The sequence below is a fragment of the Nonomuraea sp. NPDC050547 genome (genome assembly GCF_044457345.1).
Lineage (GTDB): Bacteria > Actinomycetota > Actinomycetes > Streptosporangiales > Streptosporangiaceae > Nonomuraea.
Map to the genome: position 1 here is coordinate 1 of NZ_JBITGW010000042.1, position 19,480 is coordinate 19,480.

General features: G+C 70.4%; 17 protein-coding genes. 7 read left to right on the top strand and 10 right to left on the bottom strand.

Annotated elements, in window-relative coordinates:
- Window positions 1-179: 179 nt before the first annotated feature.
- The 4 genes from ACIBHY_RS54070 to ACIBHY_RS54085 are packed head-to-tail and all read right to left on the bottom strand — an operon-like array spanning window position 180 to window position 3,540.
- Window positions 180-1,112, bottom strand: a complete 933-nt coding sequence (locus ACIBHY_RS54070) for an ABC transporter substrate-binding protein (protein WP_397245211.1) — start codon at window positions 1,110-1,112, stop codon at window positions 180-182.
- A 37-nt stretch (window positions 1,113-1,149) separates the two neighbouring features.
- Entirely contained in the window at window positions 1,150-1,815 is a 666-nt protein-coding gene (locus ACIBHY_RS54075) for an ABC transporter permease (protein WP_379612103.1), read from the bottom strand.
- Complete coding sequence (locus tag ACIBHY_RS54080; RefSeq protein WP_184972667.1) at window positions 1,812-2,486, bottom strand: ABC transporter permease; 675 nt, start codon at window positions 2,484-2,486, stop codon at window positions 1,812-1,814. The genes ACIBHY_RS54075 and ACIBHY_RS54080 overlap by 4 nt, the downstream gene beginning before the upstream one ends.
- Window positions 2,479-3,540, bottom strand: coding sequence for an ABC transporter ATP-binding protein (locus tag ACIBHY_RS54085; protein WP_397245213.1), 1,062 nt, complete (start codon window positions 3,538-3,540; stop codon window positions 2,479-2,481). Before ACIBHY_RS54085 ends, ACIBHY_RS54080 begins: the two co-directional genes overlap by 8 nt.
- A gap of 263 nt (window positions 3,541-3,803) precedes the next feature.
- Here ACIBHY_RS54085 and ACIBHY_RS54090 point away from each other — a divergent pair, with 263 nt between their 5' ends.
- On the top strand, window positions 3,804-5,924 hold the full coding sequence (locus ACIBHY_RS54090; protein WP_397311012.1) for a hypothetical protein: 2,121 nt from the start codon (window positions 3,804-3,806) through the stop codon (window positions 5,922-5,924).
- A 267-nt stretch (window positions 5,925-6,191) separates the two neighbouring features.
- Here ACIBHY_RS54090 and ACIBHY_RS54095 read toward each other — a convergent pair whose 3' ends face one another.
- From ACIBHY_RS54095 to ACIBHY_RS54120, 6 genes are all read right to left on the bottom strand, one after another.
- A complete protein-coding gene (locus ACIBHY_RS54095) occupies window positions 6,192-7,349 on the bottom strand; it encodes a lipid-transfer protein (RefSeq protein ID WP_397311013.1) in 1,158 nt (385 codons plus the stop codon).
- 360 nt (window positions 7,350-7,709) lie between these two features.
- The gene (locus tag ACIBHY_RS54100; protein WP_397311014.1) at window positions 7,710-8,138 is read right to left on the bottom strand and encodes a MaoC/PaaZ C-terminal domain-containing protein; all 429 of its coding nucleotides are present in this window, start codon (window positions 8,136-8,138) and stop codon (window positions 7,710-7,712) included.
- Window positions 8,117-9,007 (bottom strand): bifunctional MaoC family dehydratase N-terminal/OB-fold nucleic acid binding domain-containing protein, encoded by an 891-nt coding sequence (locus tag ACIBHY_RS54105; protein ID WP_397311015.1) that lies wholly within the window; start codon window positions 9,005-9,007, stop codon window positions 8,117-8,119. Before ACIBHY_RS54105 ends, ACIBHY_RS54100 begins: the two co-directional genes overlap by 22 nt.
- The gene (locus ACIBHY_RS54110) at window positions 9,004-10,158 is read right to left on the bottom strand and encodes an acyl-CoA dehydrogenase family protein (protein WP_397311016.1); all 1,155 of its coding nucleotides are present in this window, start codon (window positions 10,156-10,158) and stop codon (window positions 9,004-9,006) included. Before ACIBHY_RS54110 ends, ACIBHY_RS54105 begins: the two co-directional genes overlap by 4 nt.
- A complete protein-coding gene (locus ACIBHY_RS54115; protein ID WP_397311018.1) occupies window positions 10,158-11,114 on the bottom strand; it encodes an acyl-CoA dehydrogenase family protein in 957 nt (318 codons plus the stop codon). Before ACIBHY_RS54115 ends, ACIBHY_RS54110 begins: the two co-directional genes overlap by 1 nt.
- The gene (locus tag ACIBHY_RS54120) at window positions 11,114-12,703 is read right to left on the bottom strand and encodes an AMP-binding protein (RefSeq protein ID WP_397311020.1); all 1,590 of its coding nucleotides are present in this window, start codon (window positions 12,701-12,703) and stop codon (window positions 11,114-11,116) included. The genes ACIBHY_RS54115 and ACIBHY_RS54120 overlap by 1 nt, the downstream gene beginning before the upstream one ends.
- Window positions 12,704-12,970: 267 nt before the next feature.
- Between ACIBHY_RS54120 and ACIBHY_RS54125 the strand changes: the two genes are divergently transcribed.
- The 6 genes from ACIBHY_RS54125 to ACIBHY_RS54150 all read left to right on the top strand — a co-directional run bounded on the left by ACIBHY_RS54125 (window position 12,971) and on the right by ACIBHY_RS54150 (window position 19,476).
- The gene (locus ACIBHY_RS54125) at window positions 12,971-13,534 is read left to right on the top strand and encodes a TetR family transcriptional regulator (RefSeq protein WP_379612114.1); all 564 of its coding nucleotides are present in this window, start codon (window positions 12,971-12,973) and stop codon (window positions 13,532-13,534) included.
- A gap of 454 nt (window positions 13,535-13,988) precedes the next feature.
- On the top strand, window positions 13,989-14,504 hold the full coding sequence (locus tag ACIBHY_RS54130; protein ID WP_397245229.1) for a TetR/AcrR family transcriptional regulator: 516 nt from the start codon (window positions 13,989-13,991) through the stop codon (window positions 14,502-14,504).
- A gap of 267 nt (window positions 14,505-14,771) precedes the next feature.
- The gene (locus ACIBHY_RS54135; protein ID WP_397311035.1) at window positions 14,772-15,704 is read left to right on the top strand and encodes an NADP-dependent oxidoreductase; all 933 of its coding nucleotides are present in this window, start codon (window positions 14,772-14,774) and stop codon (window positions 15,702-15,704) included.
- A gap of 239 nt (window positions 15,705-15,943) precedes the next feature.
- The gene (locus ACIBHY_RS54140) at window positions 15,944-16,915 is read left to right on the top strand and encodes a sigma-70 family RNA polymerase sigma factor (protein WP_397245231.1); all 972 of its coding nucleotides are present in this window, start codon (window positions 15,944-15,946) and stop codon (window positions 16,913-16,915) included.
- 282 nt (window positions 16,916-17,197) lie between these two features.
- Window positions 17,198-18,313, top strand: a complete 1,116-nt coding sequence (locus ACIBHY_RS54145) for a steroid 3-ketoacyl-CoA thiolase (protein WP_397311021.1) — start codon at window positions 17,198-17,200, stop codon at window positions 18,311-18,313.
- 212 nt (window positions 18,314-18,525) lie between these two features.
- Window positions 18,526-19,476 carry an MBL fold metallo-hydrolase gene (locus ACIBHY_RS54150; RefSeq protein ID WP_397245235.1) on the top strand — a complete coding sequence of 317 codons (951 nt, stop codon included), beginning with the start codon at window positions 18,526-18,528 and terminating at the stop codon, window positions 19,474-19,476.
- The last annotated feature ends 4 nt before the right edge of the window (window positions 19,477-19,480 follow it).

Here is a 19,480-nt window from a genome sequence, read left to right on the forward strand (position 1 = left end):
GACGCGCCGGGGCGCGCTGTGGGCGGTGTGCTGGTGTCCCCCCCCCCGGGGGGGGGGGGCGCCGCCCCCCCGGGGGGGGGGCGCCCCCCCCCGGGGGGGGGGGGGCGGCCCCCCCCCCCGGCCCCCCCCCCCCACGCCGGCGGCCAGCTGGGCCATCGCCTCGGTGAACTCGCTCAAACTCAGCCGAGCCCGTTGGCCGACAGCCACTCCTTGGCCACGGTGGCCGGCTCGTCCTTGTTGACGGAGATCTTCGTCATCATCTCGATCAGCGACTGCGTGGAGAGCTTGGCGGAGACCGCGTCGAGCGTGGTCTTGATGGTGTCGTTCGCGCCCGCCTTGTAGACCAGCGGGGTGACGTTCTGGGCGGGGAAGATGTTCTTCGGGTCCGCGAGCGGGACCAGCTTGTTGGCGATGATCTTGGGGTCGGTGGTGAAGACGTTGCCGACCTGGATCGTGCCGTCCTTGATGGCGTCCGCGGTGGTGGGGCCGGTCGGCTTCCACTCCTTGAACTCCAGGCCGTAGACCTCCTTGAAGCGGGCCTCCCAGCGCTTCTTGAACTCCGGCGGGCCGCCGACGACCATGGTCTTCGACACCTTGGCCAGGTCCTCGATGGACTTCAGGGAGTCCTTGGTCGCCGACGCCTCGGAGACCGACAGGCTGTCCTTGTCCTCGGCGGGCGAGGAGGCGAGGATCTCCAGCGTGTCGGGCAGTTTCTCCTTCAGCGCCGCGTCCACGTCGGCGGTGGTGCCGGCCGTGGTCTTGGGGTCGATGAAGGCCAGCAGGTTGCCGTTGTACTCGGGCACGATGGTCAGGCCGCCCGCCTTGACCTGGTCGTAGACGACCTCTCGGCTGCCGATGCGCGGCTTCTCCTCGACCTGGACGCCCTTGGCCTCAAGCGCCTGGGCGTAGATGGAGCCGAGCAGGACGCTCTCGTCGAAGTCGAACGAGCCGATGATGGCCTTGCCGCCACCGGCGGGCGCGCTGCTGGCGGCACCGCTGGGCTGGGCGCTGGTGGTGTCGAGCGGGTTGCCTCCCGAGCCGGAGGATCCGCAAGCGGCCAGCGCGAGTCCGGCCGACAGCAGCACCGCAGCGGTGCTGAAGATGCGTTTCATCAATATTTCCCTTCTTAGCGGGGGGTTGAGTAGGAGACTAGCGAACTCTCTGACTAACCCCCGGAGAGACGCTCACCCGCTGGACGAGGGTGAACGCCAGCTGCACCACCAGAGCGAACAGCACAATCAGTACAGAACCGCCGACCACGCTCGCATACTCCTTGGTGGCGAATCCGTCGATGACGAAACGCCCGAGCCCGCCCAGGCCCACGTACGCGGCGACGGTCGTGGTGGCCACCACCTGGATGGCCGACAGCCGCAGACCCAGCAGGATCAGCGGCAACGCCACCGGGACCAGCACCCGTCCGAGCACCTGCCCGCCGCGCAGACCCATCCCGTACGCGGCGTCGCGCAGCTCGGGATCCACACCCCGGATGCCCTCGAACGTGTTGACCAGGATCGGCGGGATCGACAGCAGCACCAGCGGGATGATCACCGGCAGGATCGAGGCGGTGCCCAGCAGCAGCACGAACAGCACGAGCATGCCCAGCGTCGGCAGCGCCCTGGCCAGGTTGGCGGAGATCACCACGATCACGCCGCCCTTGCCCGTGTGCCCGATCAGCAGGCCGAGCGGGATCGCGATCAGCACCGCGAGCACGAGGGCCAGCACCGAGTACTCCAGGTGCTCCAGCAGCCGCATGGGGATGCCGCCGGGCCCCGTCCAGTTCTCGGGGTTGCCGAAGAAGTCCGTCAGCCAGTTCACGACGCCCTCCTCGCCCGCACCCACGGCGTCAGCAGCCGCTGCGCCAGCACCAGCAGCCCGTCGGCGACCAGCGCCAGCAGCACGATGCCCACGATGCCGACGATGACCGGCGGCAGGAACGGGTTCTGGTAGGCCCGGGTGAACAGCATCCCGAGCCCGCCCTGGCCGATGAGCGCGCCGACGCTGACCAGCGAGATGCTGGAGACCGCGACGACCCGCAGGCCCGCCAGCACGACCGGGGTCGCGATCGGCAGCTCGACCTGGACCAGCCGGCGGACCGGCGTGAAGCCCATGGCCACGGCCGACTGGCGGACGTGGTCGGGCACCGCGCCCAGCCCGTCGACCACCGACGGGATCAGCACGGCCATGGCGTAGAACGTCAGCGGGATGATCACCGTGGTCTGCGACAGCCCGGTCACCGAGATCAGCAGCATGAAGATCGGCAGCGACGGCAGCGCGTAGAGGATGTTCATCAGCCCGGACGTGGGCTGGTACAGCCAGCGGAAGCGCACGCACGCCAGCCCCAGCGGCAGCGACAGCACGAGCGCCGCCACGATCGGCACCAGCGACATCACCAGGTGGTCGCTGAGCAGGTTGCTGATGCTGCCGACCCGCCCGGTGTCCCAGTTGCGGGCGAACCACTCCCAGAGTGTTGGCGGACCGTCAGACATCGGCCGCCTCCGCGAGCGCCTCGTCGAGGGCCTCGCGGGTGGCCACGCCGACCACCTTCCCGTCCTCGTCCACGGCCACCGCGCAGCCCGAAGGCGACAGCAGCGCCGCGTCGAGCGCCGACCGCATGTTGTCCTTGCCGTGCAGGAATGTCCCGTACGGCTCCCGCTCCTCCGGCCGCCTGGGCGTGACCCAGGCCACGGGCCGCCGGTCCGGGGTGACGATGAGCAGCCAGGGCTCCTCGGAGTTCGCGGGGAACGCGTCCTCGGGAACGGTCAGGTCGGTGCGCAGCCGTAGCCCCGCCGCCGAGATGAACTGCAGGCGCCGGATCCCCCGGTCGTGCCCCAGGAACTCGCGCACGAACTCGTCGGCGGGCTCCGACAGCAGCGTCTTGGGATCGGCCAGCTGCGCCAGCCGCCCGCCCACGCGCAGCACGGCCACGCGGTCGCCGAGCTTGATGGCCTCGTCGATGTCGTGGGTGACGAAGACGATGGTCTTGTTCAGCTCGGACTGCAGCTTGAGCAGCTCGTCCTGCAGACTCGTCCGCACGATCGGGTCGACCGCGCTGAACGGCTCGTCCATGAGCAGCACCGGCGGGTCGGCGGCCAGCGCCCTGGCGACTCCGACGCGCTGCTGCTGGCCTCCCGACAGCTGGAACGGGTAGCGCTGGGCCATCGCCGGGTCGAGCCCGACCACCTCCAGCAGCTCCATGGCCCGGTCGCGGGCCTTCTTCTTGTCCCAGCCGAGCAGGAACGGCACCGTGGCGACGTTGTCGACGATCCTCCGGTGCGGGAAGAGCCCGGCCTGCTGGATGACGTAGCCGATCCCCCGGCGCAGCGTCGGCGGGTCGATCGTCTGTACGGCGGTGCCGTCCAGCAGGATCTGCCCGTCCGACGCGTCGATCATGCGGTTGATCATCCGCAGTGAGGTGGTCTTGCCGCACCCCGACGGCCCGACGAACACGGTGATCTGGCCCGTGGGAGCCTCAAGGCTGAGGTTGTCCACGGCGACCGTTCCGTCTGGATAGCGTTTGGTGACAGAGTCGAACGTGATCACGCGTGACCTTCCGTTCGTGGCGGGACCGTAGCCCCCCTGCCACGTCCGCCGCATGATCTCTTGCGGACCTCAGACTACGGCGATGAGGGTGCTTCTGTCCCATCGGCCTGTGCTTAAACGCTTCACCGACCTGGGAGGATTCATATCAAATGACGTTCTCATAGTGCGCAACACCGGTAGGAGTTGGCATGATTGCCAGCACAAACTCCGACGCCGCACCCCTCACCCCCAAGCGTCCGTTTTCCACCAGAGGATCCGGCCCAGTGACTCAACCGCTCACCGATCAGCGCTCCCGCAACGACCTGATCGCCGAGCTCTACGACCGTCACGCCACCGGGCTGTTCGCGTACTGCGCGGACCAGCTCGGCGACCCAGCCTCCGCCGGGTACGCGCTGGTCGCCGTGCTCTCCAGCGTGCCCGCCCAAGCGCCGCCGCGCGCCGCCCTCTACGCTCTCGCCCGCCGCGAGATCCACCGGCGCGACATCGTCTACGCGCCCCCCGTCGTCGACCCGCTCGTCGACCCCGCCTCCGCCCTGGTCGAACGGACCCTGCGCGAACTGCGCCCCCACCAGCGCGAGGTCCTCCTCCTGTGCGAGGTCTGCGGCCTGACCACGACCGAACTCGCCTGGGTGCTCGACGTCGCCCCCGACACCGCGGAAGAACTGGCCATCAGCGCCGCGCACCGCTTCCGCCAGACGCTGTCCACCGCCCTGGCCTGCACGGGCGCGCGCGTCCCCGCCGCCGTCGCCGACGTCTACGGCGCCCTGTCGGTCGCGCCGCTGCGCGACATCCTCTGCCGCCTGCCGTGGCCCGCCCCTGCCGCCGTACTGCGCGTGCACGTCGCGGGATCCCGTACGGCCGGCGCCGCTCCCCTCTTCGTCAAGCCCCTCTGGCCCGCGCCGCCCCGCTGGCCGCAGCCGCTCGCCGAATCGGACCCCAGGACGGCGACGGGCATCTTCCCCACGGAACTCCTCACTCCCCCGACGGGCCGCGCCGACCACGAGGCCACCACGGCCCCCATGCCCCGCCTCCGCGACCCCCTGCCCGGCCCCCCACCGCTGCTGGGCACCTCTTCCCCCCGCGACCGATCCACCGGCTCCCCCACCCGCGACGCATGGGGCTCTTCTCCCACCGGTGATGTGCTGGGCGGCTCCGCCACCCGTGACCTGTGGGGCTCCTCACCCACCGGCGATGTGCTGGGCGGACCTTCCACCCGCGATCAACCGGGCACTTCTCCCGCCCGTGACCTGCCGGGCGGCTCGCCCGCTCCGAACCCGCAGGCAGGATCGCCCGCCCGGCCCTTCACCGCGTATCCGGTCAGCGACCCGCTCGCGGGGACGCCGCTGGCCGGGAACCGTGCGCATGGCCCGCTGACCGGGGACCGTAGCAGCCACCCGCTGACCAGGAGCCCCGGGCAGGACCCGCAGGGCGAAGCGCCCGTGCGCGGCCCGTTCACCGCGGCTCCCACCCGCGATCCGTCGGCCGGGGCGCCTCACTCCGACGCGTTCACCCCCGGGCGGGACCCCTTCGCCCCCTTCACCGGCGCCTCCGCCCAGGAAGAGCCGTCGAGCGCCGATGGGGAGGAGCCGGGGTGGCGTGCGGGCCTGCCGCCCAGGCCCAGGGTCCGGGACGGGCTGCCGCCGAGGACCGGGTTCTTGCTGTCGGCTCCGGTGCCCGCTGACGTACTCGACGACCCGCCCACCGACATCATGCCGCCGCTGGACCTGCCCTCCCCCGGAGACGTACTCGTCCACAGCTCCCGGACGGACACACCGGCCCCCGGCCCGCCGACGCCCGACCTCCCGGACCCCAGCCGAAGGCCGGAGGCCAGCCGGACGCCGGAGGCCGGAACCACGGACACCGGCCGGAGCTCGGGGGACGCGTTCTCCGCCTTCCAGCCGTTCACCCGGACCCGCCGCCCGGCCGGCGAGCCCGTCTACCGGCTCCCCATGCCCTCCGACATCCTGGCCGCCAGCGACCCCGCCCGGCTGGACCAGCCCGACGAAGACTCAGACGCCCTGAGAGCCCCCTGGGTCTCTGCCGAAGAAAACCCGGTCACCTCTCCCGAACCGGCCCCCGAGTTCTCCTGGGGACGAGACGACCGCAGGACGCGGGCCGACCGCGACCCGCTGGACGGCCGCAAGGCGCCAGGACGCGACGGCCGCGTCCAGGGCAGGCCCCGGCTCGCGGCATCCCGGCAGAACATGGGCGTCAAGCAGGCCACCGGCCCCCGAAAGCCGTCACGCCCGGCGGCCAAGAAGCAGGCGAGGAAGCGCAAGCAGCGTAAGCACCGCGACTGGGCGTGGGAGGTGGCGGGCTTCCTGATCTGCGTGCTGATCGCCATGCTGGTGTTCTTCGCGGTCCCGGCCATCGGCTCCCCCTGACCGCGTCCCCTGCCAAGAGCCCGCGCCCACCTCCGCCTGGCCGAACCCGTGCCTGGCTCCGGGAACGGCGCTCCGGCGTCCGGCTGGCTCCGCCCGGGGCTCCGACTTGGCGGGTTCCGGCCGGCCCCGATCGGGCTCCGATTCCCGGATTCCGGTTAACCCCGACCGGACAGCGTCACCTCGGTCGGCCTGTCCGAACCGGGGACTCCCCTGGCATCGCCGTGCCGGCCTTCCCCTGTCCGCCTGACCGGACCCAGCGGGGGTGGGTCAGGGGGAGGAGAGGATGAGGCCGCTGGTGGGGACGCCGGTGCCGGCGGTGACCAGGACGTTCGACACGTCCTTGACCTGGTTGACCGAGGTGCCCCTTACCTGGCGGACGGCTTCGGCGATGCCGTTCATGCCATGGATGTACGCCTCACCCAGCTGCCCTCCGTGCGGGTTCACCGGCAGGTGGCCGTCCAGCTCGATGCCGCCGTCCGCGACGTACCCGGCCGCCTCGCCCCTGCCGCAGAAGCCCAGCTCCTCAAGCTGCGTCAGCACGAACGGCGTGAAGTGGTCGTAGAGGATCGCGGTCTGCATGTCAGCGGGCCGCATGCCGGAAATTTCCCAGAGTTTGCGGCCGACGACGGACATCTCGGGAAGGCCGGTCATGTCGTCGCGGTAATAGCTGGTCATCATCATCTGCCCGGCGCCCGCCCCCTGAGCGGCGGCCGTGATCACCGCGGGGGAACGGCGCAGGTCCCTGGCCCGGTCCTCCGAAGTGACGACCAGCGCCACCGCGCCGTCGCTCTCCTGGCAGCAGTCGAGCAGATGCAGCGGCTCCACGATCCACTTCGAGGCCTGATGCTCGGCCAGCGTGATCGGCCGCCCGTGGAACCACGCCGCCGGGTTCGTGGCCGCGTGCCGCCGCATCGCGACGGCGACGCGGCCGAAGTCCTCCGAGGTCGCGCCGTAGACGTGCATGTACCGCCGCGCGAACATGGCCACCCAGGCCGCGGGCGTCATCAGCCCGAACGGCACGTGCCAGCTCATCTCCAGCCCCTGCGAGGAAGGCTCCCCGCCGAGCCGGGCATCGGGCTGGCCGAAGCGGCGGCCGGATCGTTCGTTGAAGGCGCGGTAGCAGACGACGGTACGGGCCATGCCGGTCCGCACGGCCATGGCGGCGTGCATCACCGTGCCACAGGCGGCGCCGCCGCCGTAGTGAACACGCGAAAAGAAGGTCAGGTCCCCGATCCCGACCTCGCGCGCGACGGCGATCTCCTGGTTGGTGTCCTGGGTGTAGGTCACCAGGCCGTCGACGTCCCCGGGCGAGAGCCCGGCGTCGTCGAGCGCGGCGAAAACGGCCTCGGCGGCCAGTTGCAGCTCCGAGCGCCCGGAATCCTTGCTGAACTCGGTGGCACCGATCCCGGCGATGGCGGCTTTCATGAGGAAACCCTTCAGGTATTCACGACATCCCGGCCCCGCCCCAACCCGAACGGCGACCGGTCGGAGGAAGCGGCAAGGCCCAACAGCGGACGAACAGATCTGGTCGGTGGCCGGTGGGGTGGTGGCCTGGCTAGCGGCTGGTGAGAGTGGTGATCGGGCTGAGGGGCCACGGCGGGGGGCAAAGGGGGCCGTTGCGGCGGGGACCACGTCCGACGTGAGAAGCGATCCCCCCGACCTGGGCCCGCCCATGTCGGCGGGTGGCGTGGGGGTGGCTGTGCCGTAACTCCAAAAGCCCGTGAACTTAAAGCCCGTGATCGTAAGGGTCGAAAAGCTCGTGATCTTAGAGTTTGGAGGAAGGGATCACGACGGGAGCGAGAGGACCACCGAACCGGTCGCGTGGTCGCCGAGGGAGACTTTGCCGCGGACCTCGACGGTGAATTCCTCGCCCTCGCGCGCGATCACCGCCCCCGTGAACGCCAGCAGGTCCCCCGCGTAGGCCGGCACCCCGAGCTTCACGTTGATCCGGCGGATCACCGCCTCCGGGCCCGCCCAGTCGGTGACATAGCGTTCGACCAGCCCCATCGTGGTCAGGATGTTGAGGAAGATGTCCTGCGAGCCCTGCGCGCGGGCGATCTCGACGTCGTGGTGGACCGGGGTGAAGTCCATGGTGGCGATCGCGGTCGAGACCACGAGGGTGGGCGTGACGCTGATGGACAGTTCTGGCAGAACCATGCCGATTGCGATCTGCTCTCCGGTCAGCGTCCGCATCATGACTCCTGTGGCGTCCACATCGGAAGGATCAGTTCGTCATCCATTGCGCGAAACGTTGCCCGCACCGTCATACCGATACCCACCGCATCCACGGGACAGTCCACTATGTTCCCCACAATCCTCACGCCTTCCGGAAGTTCCACCACCGCCACCACGAACGGGGTTTCGCGTCCGGGCACGGGCGGGTTGTGGTGGACGACGTAGCTGTAGACGGTTCCCTCGCCGCGGGCGACGATGTGGCCGCGGTTCGCCGAGCGGCAGGCGGGGCAGATCGGGCCTGGTGGATGGCGTACTTCGCCGCAGTCGGCGCAGCTTTGGATGCGCAGTTCGCCGAGTTTCACGCCGTCCCAGAAGAACTGCGTGTCCCGGTTGACGGCAGGTTTCAGCGGGTACGGCTTGCGCCTTTCCTTAACCCGCGGGCGAAACTTCAGGACCCGGAAGAGCATCTCCGCCACCGGCTCGTCGAACTGGTCATACCAGGTGACATTCCAGGTGGCGAAATATCCCTCTCCGAGGGCGGTCGTCTTCGGCCCGGTAAGTCCGGAAAAGCGGGTGGCCGGAGTCAGCACGTCGCCCAGCCGGGCGTACCGGTGGTAGGTCTGCTCGCAGTTGGTCGCCACCACGCCCGTGTACCCCTGGGCGTTCAGCTCGGCCAGCATGTCGTCGACCGGCGAGCGGTCCCGTGCGTCGCGTCGCACCCCGCCCATGGTCCACACCTGCGCCATGGCCGGAGGCGCCACCCCTTTGTCGAGATAAAGCGGGTTCTGGTCGCCCATGGCGTCGAGCCAGTGCCGGATCATCGGTTCGTTGACCGGATCGGCCGCGGGCAGGCCGCGCAACTCGCCCATGGCCACCTGCCTGCGCGCCATCTCGTGCAGATCGGTCATCGCGGCGGCCTCGGCAGGCTCAGGCCGAGCATGGCGATCAGCTCGCGCTGCACCTCGTTCACCCCGCCGCCGAACGTCAGCACCACGGCCCCCTTCACGCCATGGTCCAGCCGGTCGAGCAGCTCGGCCGTCTCCGGGTCGGCCGGATCACCGAACCGCGCCAGGATGTCGCCCACGATCCGGCCGATCTCCTGCATGCGCTCCGAGCCGTAGATCTTGGTGGCCGACGCGTCGGGCGCGCCCAGCCAGCCGAGGTCCATGTTGGCCGCGACCTGCCAGTTCAGCAGCTCATTGGTGCGGAAGTAGGCGTAGACGCGACCCAGCGCGCGGCGTACGTCGGGCTGCCCGTCGTTGCCCGTCCTGCGCGCCCAGGCCAGGAACCGGTCGTAGGTCTGGCCGAGGTTGCCCGCCGGGCCGAGCGTGACCCGCTCGTGGTTGAGCTGGTTGACGATGAGGTCCCAGCCTTTGTCCACTTCGCCGACGACCATGTCCGCCGGTACGCGTACGTCCTGGTAGTAGGTGGCGTTCGTGTGGTGGCGGCCGTCCATGGTGACGATCGGCGTCCAGGAGAAGCCGGGGTCGTCCGTCCCGGCGATCATCATGGTGATGCCCTTGTGCTTCTTGGCCCCGGGGTTCGTCCGCGCCGCCAGCCAGACGTACTGCGCGTAGTGGGCGCCGGAGGTGAACACCTTCTGCCCGTTCACGACATAGTGGTCGCCGTCGAGCACCGCGGTCGTCCGCAGCGAGGCGAGGTCCGTGCCCGCCTCCGGCTCGCTGTAGCCGATCGCGAAGTGGCACTCCCCCGCCAGGATGCGCGGCAGGAAGAACTCCTTCTGCGCGGGCGTGCCGTACTGCATCAGCGTCGGCCCGACCGTCTGCACCGTGATGATCGGGTACGGCACCGCCGCCCGCGCGATCTCGTTGGCGAAGATCTGCTGTTCGAGCGGCCCGAAGCCGGCGCCGCCATACTCCTTGGGCCAGCCGAGACCCAGCTTGCCGTCGCGCCCGAGGCGGCGGCAGTGTTCCATGTACGCCTCGCCGAACGGGTCCTCGGCGATCTTCTTGCGGTCGTCGCCGGTGAGGCAGGCGCGGAAGTACTCGCGCAGTTCCTGCCGCAACCGCTTCTGCTCGGTGGTGAGGTCGATGAGCATCAGGCGAGCGCTCCGATCAGGTCGAGCTGGGCGTCCGCGCCGCCGAGCAGGTGGGACAGGTGCTTGGCGTGGGCGAAGCTCTTGTGCAGGGGGTAGGTCACGTCCAGGCCGAGGCCGCCGTGCAGGTGCTGGCAGGTGAACAGCGCGCGGAAGGCCTCGCTCACGTGGTACGCGGCCACCGCGACGTCCCTGGCCTCCAACCCCCAGACGGCCGACCACATCGCCACGTCCAGCGCCCGCGAGACCACGTAGACGTCGGCGATCTGCATCGTCACCGCCTGGAACTCCGCCAGTGCGCGGCCGAACTGCTTCCTGGTCTTGATGTACTCGGTGGTCAGCTCCAGCGCGCCCGCCAGGACGCCGCTCGCCTGCGCGGCGACCGCGGCCGTGTAGATCAGGCGGACGCCGTCGGCGTCGTCGGCGACCTTCTCCGCCGGAGTCCGGTCGAAGACCAGCGTGGCCAGCGGCTCGCCGGTCGAGGCGAACTCCGGCACCACCTGGCCGGGACGGGCCAGGAACAGCCCCTCCGCCGCCGAGACCAGCGCCACGTCCGCCACCGCCCCGTACGGCACCGCGCACTTGCTGCCGGTCAGCGTCCAGCCGCCGGAGTAGTGGGCCCGCGTCCGCGGCGGGTCGGCCAGCGCCCTGCCCGCCTCCTTCAGCGCGACCGTGCTCACCCTGGCCTGGCCGAGGCGGGCCTGCTGCTCGCGCGAGCCGTACCGGCTGATCGCCAGGGAGCTGACCAGGACGGGCAGGGCCGGCAGCTCGCGCGCGCCCACCTCGCGCAGCACGACGGCCATCTCGACGCCGCCGAGGCCCGCGCCGCCCACGTCCTCGGGCAGGCAGACGCCGAGCAGGCCGGCCTCCCTGAGCTGGTCCTCGCCGGCCTGCCTGGCGAGCAGGTCCGCGGCAAGTTCGCGCAGCTCCCGCTGCGTTTCGTCCAATGCGAAATCCACTAGCTCTCCAATAAGTGCTGCCGCCCGTACCGGGCGAACTCGGTCTCGATCTCCACGACGTCGTCGCCGGTCAGCGGCCGGTAGCCGGTCGCCGTCCGGAGGTACACGGGGTCGGTGGCGCCGTGCCAGGCCTGCCGGGCGAGGACGCGCTTGAGTACCTTGTGGGAGGGGGTCTGCGGTAGCTCCCGGCAGATCCGGATATATCGCGGTACGGCCTTCGCCCCGAGGTCGGCACGCGCGCCCAGGAACTCCGCGAAGGCCGACATCTCGAACCGCCCGTCCGGCACGAGGGCCAGCATCACCTGGTCACCGGCGGCCGCGTCGGGAACCGGGTAGACGGCCGCCTCGACGATCCCCGGCGCCTCGCGTACCACCGCCTCGATGGGGGCGACGGCGAGGTTCTCCCCGTCCACGCGCAGGCGTTCCGTGCCCCGGCCGGCGAAGAAGACGTACCCCTCCTTGTCCGCATACGCCAGGTCACCCGACCAGAAGGCGCCCTCTCTGATCCGCTCGGCGTCGGCCTCCGGGTCGTTGTAGTAGCCGTCGAACAGCCCCAGCCCCTGGACGTTGACCAGTTCCCCGACGGCCTCCTCCGCGTTCAGGAGACGGCCGCTCTCGACGATCGCGGGCGGGCAGCGCTCGCCGGTCGCCGGACTACGGATCTCGACGCCGTCGGGCAGGCGGCCCAGGCACCCGGGCGGCCCCGACGGATCCGGCGTGATCGAGACCGCGGTCTCGGTGGACCCGAACGCGTCGATCACGAAACACCCGAACCGCTCTCCGAACCGGCGGGTCGCGGTGGCGCTGCCCTCGTTCCCGAAGGCGAGTTTGAGCGGGTTGCCGGCGTCGTCGGGGCGCTCCGGGGTGGCCAGGACGTAGGAGAGGGCCTTGCCGACGTAGTGCAGATACGTGCAGCCATATTTCCGGACATCGGGAAGGACACCGGAGGCCGAGAAGCGCTTCCTGAGCACCAGCGCGGCTCCCGAGGCCACCGCCGGAGCGTACGCCGCCATGATCGCGCCGGAGTGGAAGAGGGGCATCGAGCAGTAGACGACGTCGTCCGGGGTGAGCATGCGGGCCAGCGACAGGCCGGGGACGGCGAGTTTGCGCTGGGTGATCCGTACCGCTCTGGGACGGCCTGACGAGGTGCCGGAGGTGAAGACGAGCATGACCAGGTCGCCGGGGGGCGCGGGCTCCCGATCGTGGGTCGCCTGGAGCTCGTCCAAGGAGATCCGCCGGATGCCCAGGTCCTCGGAGATCGCTCGCGCCGCTTCGGCGTGGACGCCGTCGTACACGATGAGCTCGACGTCGGCGGCCCGCGCGTCACGAACCAGCTCGACCGGCGACCGCGTGGGGTTGAGCGCGACCACCACCGGCCCGCCCAGCGCCGCCGCGCCCACCAGGAAGACCATTTCCGGCACGTTGTCCAGCAAGACGCCCACATGACCGGCCCCGCGCAACCACCCCGCGTAGGTACGGCAGAGCGCGACCTGCTCCCGCCACGACCAGACCCGGTCGGCGTAGTGGAGCGACGGCCTGTCGTCGTCGGCGCGGGCCGCGAGCAGGGCGGCGAACGTGTCCGCGGTCATCCGGCCTCCACCAAGCGCTCGGTCACCAACTGCCGCAAAACTAGAACAGATTCTAATATCTGTCCAGCAACCGTTCCCGCTCAGGAAACACGACTTTTCCTCATAACCGGATGGACATGCGGCTATGCCCCTTCTTTGTGACTCGCGAGTAACAAGCCGAGTTACGGAGAAATCAGATAACGTGTTCTTATGCGCACCCCGCCTGCGACAGTCGCAGCGCCACCTCCCGACCCCGAGGCCCCCCTTCCGAGCGCCGGTGGGTCCGGCGTGCGCACCCGCAGCCAGCACCAGCGCCGCAAGCGCATCGTCCAGGCCGCCGCCGCCCTCGCCTCCCGAGGCGGCGTGGAGGCCATGCAGATGCGCACCGTCGCGGAACGCGCCGGCGTGGCCCTGGGGACTCTGTACCGCTACTTCCCCTCGAAGATGGACCTCGTCGTGGCGGTCGTGGGCGAAGAGATCGACCTGCTGGAAAACAGCATCGAACGCCGCCCGCCCAGCGCGGGCACCCCCGCGGGCCGCGCGGTCGACGTCCTGATGCGCGCCACCCGCGGCCTCATGCGCGAACCCGAACTGGCCGACGCGCTGATCCGGTCGCTGATCATGGCCGAGGTGGAGACGCCGTTCGGCGACCGTATGACCGGCCTGATCCTGAGGGTGTCGGCCGGCGGGCTGACCCGCGACGAGGCGAGCGAGGAGCAGCTGGCGCTGGCGGGATCGCTGTCAAGCGTGTGGGTGCACGAACTCCTCGAAATGCTGCGCGGCCGCCGCACCTACGACCAAATCCAACGCCGCATCGAAATAGCCGCCGCCCGCCTGGTCTCCGACCTCTGACCCGGCGCCCTGCCCGCTCCCCCACAACCCCCCGTCCTCGCCGCGCGGCCGCCAAGGCCGCCCTTCCCCGGCTGCCTCTCCGTCCCGGCTGCCTCTCCGTCACGGCCGCCTTTCCGTCCCGGCTACCTCTCCGTCAGGGCCGGCCTTCCGTCAGGGCCGGCCTTCCGTCACGGCCGCCTTTCCGTCACGGCCGACCGCCGCGCCCGGTCGCTGAAGCCGCCTTTCCGTTACGGCAAGCCGCCCCACCGCCACCCGCCGTCATGGGCGGGCGCCGATCGTGGGGATCGCTTCTCACGTCGGACGTGGTCCCCACCGCAACGGCCCCCTTTGACCAGCCACCGTGACAGGCCTGGCCAAGAACGTGGGCATACAACGGCAGTTGCCGGGAGGCCCCGGAAACCGGTGGGGTGTCCTCGTGCGTGGGAGACGACCGACCGGGCGGTAGGGTGGCTTGGTGATCCAGAGTGACACCAAGGGACGGATCCTGGCGGCAGCCCTGGAGCTGTTCACCGCACGCGGCTACCGGACGACCTCCATGCGCGAGATCGCCGAACAGGTTGGGCTGACCAAACCCACCCTCTACCACTATTTCCGCTCCAAGTCGGAGATCATCCAGCAGCTCCTGGATCCCTTCCTCGACAACCTCGACGCCGCCGTCGAACACCCCGAGACCTTCCTGGAACGATGCGTGGACACGATGGTCGGCCATCGTCGCGTGCTCACGCTGCTCCTGCGCGACACCACCGTCTACGCCGAGGAAGAACACCTGGCTACCCGCGTCGTCACCTGGATGGATCGGGCCAACGCCCTCCTGGCGGGCCCCGACCCGACCCGCCGCCGTAACATCCGCGCTGCCCAGGCCCTGGCCGCCGTCGCCGACCCGATGGTCCTGTCCCTGCCGGTCCCCGACGCCGAACTCCGCGCCGAACTCCTCCGCGGCGCCCGGCTCCTCCTGGCCGACGGCGACTGACCGCGCACAGCCGGCCACCGGCAAAGCCGGTCCCGCCAGACGGCCCGCCCACGACAGGACACCCACCGCCTGGTCTCGGCTGGCCAGCCGAGACCAGGTCGGAGCCAGCGGGCGGGCCGCAGTCAGGGGCAACCGACTGTTGGCGGGCCGCCGTCGGGGACCACCGGCTGCTGGCGGGCCGCCGTCAGGGACCACCGGCGGTTGGTGTGGGGCTGTGGACCGGCCGACGATACGCAGGTTCGTACCTGCGAGACTGGCGGGATGATGATGCGGGCGGTCACGCAGGATGTGCTCGGTGGTCCGGACGTGCTCAGGGTGGCCGAGGTCGCCAGGCCGGAGCCGGGGCCGACCGAGGTGCTGGTGCGGGTGCGGGCGGCCGGGGTGAACCCCACCGACTGGAAGCATCGCGCCAACGGCGGGCTGATCGGCGCCCCGCCCTTCACCCTGGGCTGGGATGTCTCGGGCGTGGTCGAGGCGGTTGGGCTGGGGACCACGCTGTACCAGCCGGGTGACGAAGTGTTCGGCATGCTCCGGTACCCGCAGGCACACGGCGCTTATGCCGAGTATGTGACCGCGCCAGCCCGTACGTTTGCCCGCAAACCCTCTGAGATCGACCACGTGCAGGCAGGCGCGTTGCCACTCGCGGCGCTCACGGCGTGGCAGGCGCTGGTGGACACCGCGGGCGTCCGGGGCGGCCAGCGGGTGCTCGTGCACGCCGCGGCGGGCGGGGTGGGTCACCTCGCCGTGCAGATCGCCAAGGCGCGCGGCGCCTTCGTCATCGGTACGGCCAGCGCCGCCAAGCACGACTTCCTCCGCCGCCTGGGGGCCGACGAGCTCATCGACTACCGGAGCACCGACTTCGCCAACGTGGTCCGGGACGTGGACATGGTCCTGGACACCATGGGCGGCGACTACGGCTCCCGCTCCCTGCGCACCCTGCGCGAGGGCGGCACGATCGTCTCCTTGGTCCTGTCCAAACTCGACCCCGCCCTCGCCGAGGAGGCGTCGGCACGCGGCATCCGGACCGCCGCGATGCTGCTGGAACCGGATCACGGCGCCATGAAGGCCATCGCCGCCCTGGCCACGGCGGGCCGCCTACGGGCCGAAATCGCGGCAGTCCTCCCTCTGGAAGAGGCCGCCAAGGCCCACGAACTCGGCGAAACCGGCCACACCACCGGCAAAATCATCCTCACCCCCTGAGCCCCAACACCTCTCAGAGCGCGTGGAAGGGCGCGTGCAGGGCAGAGCCCCTCGTTCCTGCCGCTGCACGCGCCAGAAGGGCGAGCCCGAGCCCAGACCCGCCCCGTCCTGAGGCAGCGGATCGAAAACCTTGGAAAGGCTCGCCATCCGCTGCGACCACAGGGGTAGACCCCGGCCACGTCCACGGCTCATCGCCGCGCTGACAGATTTTTGTCACACGCATCCGCTAGACAGGGAACATGACAGTCAGCGATGACTTCGCTCAGCTGGCCGACCCTTTGCGGCGGGAGCTGCTCGCACACTGCTATCGCATGCTCGGCTCGGTTCACGATGCCGAGGACACGGTCCAGGAGACCTACGTTCGGGCGTGGCGGGCCTACGACAAGTTCGAAGGCCGCTCCTCCGTACGCACCTGGCTCTACAAGATCGCCACCACGCGCTGCCTGACCGCGCTCGACAAGCAGGGCAGACGGCCGACGCCCACCGGGCTCGGGGCGCCGAGTGCCAGGGGTGACGGGCCGCTGGGCGAGACGATGGAGCTGGAGTGGCTCGAACCCGTCCCTGACGAGGCGGTCGGGGCGGACGGGCGGGATCCGGCGACCGTGGTCACCTCGCGGGAGAGCATACGGCTGGCCCTCGTGGCGGCTCTGCAGTACCTGCCGGCTCGGCAGCGGGCGGTGCTCATCCTGCGCGACGTGCTCCAGTGGCGGGCGGCCGAGGTGGCCGACCTGCTCGACACGTCCACCGCCGCGGTCAACAGCAGCCTGCAGCGCGCGCGGGCGCAGCTGGCCGAGGTCTCGCCGGCCGAGGACCAGATGGGCGAGCCTGACGAGCGGGAGCAACGCGAGCTGCTCGACCGCTACATGCGGGCCTTCGAGAGCTACGACGTGGACGCGATCGTCAAGCTGTTCACCGAGGACGCGGTCTTCGAGATGCCGCCCTTCCCCGGGTGGTACCAGGGCGCGGAGAACATCGGGCGGCTCATCGCCACTCACTGCCCGGCCAAGCAGGCGGGCGACCTCAAGCTGGTGCCCTGCCAAGCCAACGGGCAACCGGCGTTCGGCATGTATCTGCTGGGCGAGGACGGGCTCTACCACCCCTTCGGTCTTCCGGTACTCACGCTGTCGGCGGCCGGGGTCACCCACGTGTGCCAGTTCTTCGACCTCAAGCTCTTCGACACCTTCGGCCTCCCCACCACCCTGCCCGCCTGACCCCACCACCCGACAACCCCGAGCGCCCTCAGGGCACGGGGCGGCTGGGCGCGCGCCGCGACACGACGATCGAAGGAGTGGTCGGTGGTAGGCGCCGCGGGTGAAGGACGCCCGTCGGCCAACGGGCTCCGGTGGAGGGGTCGGCGAGAAGACCGGATGGTGGTACTGAGGCGTGTGGGAGCTGGGAGGAGCGGGCGACTGGTTGATCGCGGGGCCGGGTGCATTGCGAGCATAAACTAGAACGCGTTACATTCACCTCTAGAGCATCGTTCTGGAGGCGCTGTGGGCACACCCGTGATCGTAGAAGCCGTAAGGACTCCCATCGGCAAGCGCAACGGCTGGCTGGCCGAGCTCAAGCCGCAACAAGTTCTAGCCGCAGCGCTGACCGGCCTCGTCGAACGGTCGGGCGTCGACCCGGCCACAGTCGAGCAGGTCTTCGCCGGCTGCGTCACCCAGGCGGGCGAGCAGGGCGGGCACGTGGGCCGCTACTCCTGGCTCTACGCGGGGCTGCCGCACCAGACCGGCGTGACCACGATCGACGCCCAGTGCGGGTCTTCGCAGCAGGCGGTCCACCTGGTGGCGGCGTTGATCCAGGCGGGCGTCATCGAGATGGGCGTGGCGTGCGGGGTCGAGGTGATGAGCCGGGCGCCTCTGGGCAGCAATGTCCAGCCCGCGCGGCCCCGTCCCGGCGACTGGTCGATCGATCTGCCCGATCAGTTCACCGCGGCCGAGCGGATCGCCGCCCGGCGGAGCCTGACCAGGGAGCGGCTCGACTGGTTCGGCGCCCGGTCTCAGCAACTCGCGGCCAAGGCGTGGGCCGACGGCCGGTTCGACAGGGAGATCGTGCCCGTCCACGGCGTCACCAAGGACCAGGGCTTACGCGAGACCACCGCCGACGGCCTGGCCAAGCTGAAGCCGGTCGTGCCCGGCGCCCTGCACACCGCGGGCACGTCGTCGCAGATCTCCGACGGCGCCGCCGCCGTACTCCTGATGAGTGAGAAGGCCGCCCAGAGGTACGGCCTGCGTCCCCGCGCCAGAATCCTGGCCCAGACGCTGATCGGGGCGGAGCCGTACTATCACCTGGACGGGCCGGTGGACGCCACGGCGAAGGTGCTGGCCAGGACGGGGATGGCGATGAGCGACATCGAGAGGTTCGAGGTGAACGAGGCGTTCGCCGCGGTCGTCCTGTCCTGGGCGAGCGTGCACGAGCCCGACTTCGACCGGGTCAACGTCAACGGCGGGGCCATCGCGCTGGGCCATCCGGTCGGTGCGACAGGAGCCCGGCTGATCACCACGGCCCTGCACGAACTCGAACGCTCCGACTCGGCCACCGCCCTGGTCAGCATGTGCGCCGGAGGCGCCCTGGCCACGGCCACCGTTCTCGAGCGCCTCACGTGACACCCCGACCCGACGGCCAACCTCACGAAAAGACCCGACCCCAAGGCCGGCCTCCGGCCACCACACCACGAAACGACCAGCCAAGCGGGAAGACGCGACGCGAAGAGCAAGTTCCGGCGGCCACGCGGCCCGACGATCCGCCAAGCGGGAAGACGCGGCGGCAGCCGTACAGCAGTCAGAAGCCGCAGGATCTGGGTGGCGGGGTGTGGAGTGTGCCGGTGCCGATTCCCGGCAATCCGCTCGGCTACACGCTGGTCTACGCGATCGAGTCGCCGCGTGGGCCGGTGCTCATCGACGCGGGGTGGAATCATCCGGACGCCTGGGAGGCGCTGAGCGGCGGGTTCGCGGCGCTGGGGATCGATGTGGCCGACGTGTACGGGGTCGTCGTGACGCACTTCCATCCTGATCATGCGGGGCTGGCGGGGCGGGTGCGGGAGACGTCCGGGGCGTGGATCGCGATGCACGAGGCGGACGCGGCCATCGTCACGCTCATGCGGGGCCTGGCCGACGACGAGCACCGGAATTTTCAGGCGGAGATGCTGCGGCGGGCCGGCGCCGAGGGACTGGACGTGAGCGTGCCGGCGGCCGAGCGGCCGGTACCGCCCGCGCAGCCGGACCGGACCCTGCGTGACGGGGACCTCGTGGACGTGCCGGGCCGCGAACTGCGGGCGATTCACACCCCGGGGCACACACCTGGACATCTCTGCCTAAGGCTGGACGACCGGCTGTTCACCGGCGACCATGTGTTGCCGGACATCACCCCGCACGTCGGCATCTATCCCTACGACCGCGTCGACGTGGACCCACTCGGCGATTTCCTGAAATCTCTGGAAAAGGTGGCCGAGCAGGGACCCCTAACCGCCCTACCCGCCCATGAGTGGATATTTCCGGATGTGGCGGCACGCGCCGCCCAGATCCGCCACCATCACGAGGAGAGACTCCACACGCTCGCCACACTGCTGACCAGCACCGGCGAGCCGCTGACCATCTGGGAGATCGCCGCGATGATGACGTGGAACCGAGCATGGGATGATCTGTCCCCTATGCTCCGAGGACTGGCGGCCGGAGAAGCCGCCGCCCACCTTCGCACCCTGGAGGCACGCGGCGAGATCCGCCGCGTGTCCGGGGTCGATCCCGTACGCTTCCAGGCTCTAGACTCGTAGACAT

Bases quoted from the DNA above. Each gene is read 5' to 3' on its own strand.
- ACIBHY_RS54070 (WP_397245211.1), bottom strand. From the start codon at position 1,112: ATGAAACGCATCTTCAGCACCGCTGCGGTGCTGCTGTCGGCCGGACTC.
- ACIBHY_RS54135 (WP_397311035.1), top strand. From the start codon at position 14,772: ATGCGGGCGGTCACGCAGGATGTGCTCGGTGGTCCGGACGTGCTCAGG.
- ACIBHY_RS54120 (WP_397311020.1), bottom strand. From the start codon at position 12,703: ATGACCGCGGACACGTTCGCCGCCCTGCTCGCGGCCCGCGCCGACGAC.
- ACIBHY_RS54110 (WP_397311016.1), bottom strand. From the start codon at position 10,158: ATGCTCATCGACCTCACCACCGAGCAGAAGCGGTTGCGGCAGGAACTG.
- ACIBHY_RS54105 (WP_397311015.1), bottom strand. From the start codon at position 9,007: ATGACCGATCTGCACGAGATGGCGCGCAGGCAGGTGGCCATGGGCGAG.
- ACIBHY_RS54095 (WP_397311013.1), bottom strand. From the start codon at position 7,349: ATGAAAGCCGCCATCGCCGGGATCGGTGCCACCGAGTTCAGCAAGGAT.
- ACIBHY_RS54140 (WP_397245231.1), top strand. From the start codon at position 15,944: ATGACAGTCAGCGATGACTTCGCTCAGCTGGCCGACCCTTTGCGGCGG.
- ACIBHY_RS54080 (WP_184972667.1), bottom strand. From the start codon at position 2,486: ATGTCTGACGGTCCGCCAACACTCTGGGAGTGGTTCGCCCGCAACTGG.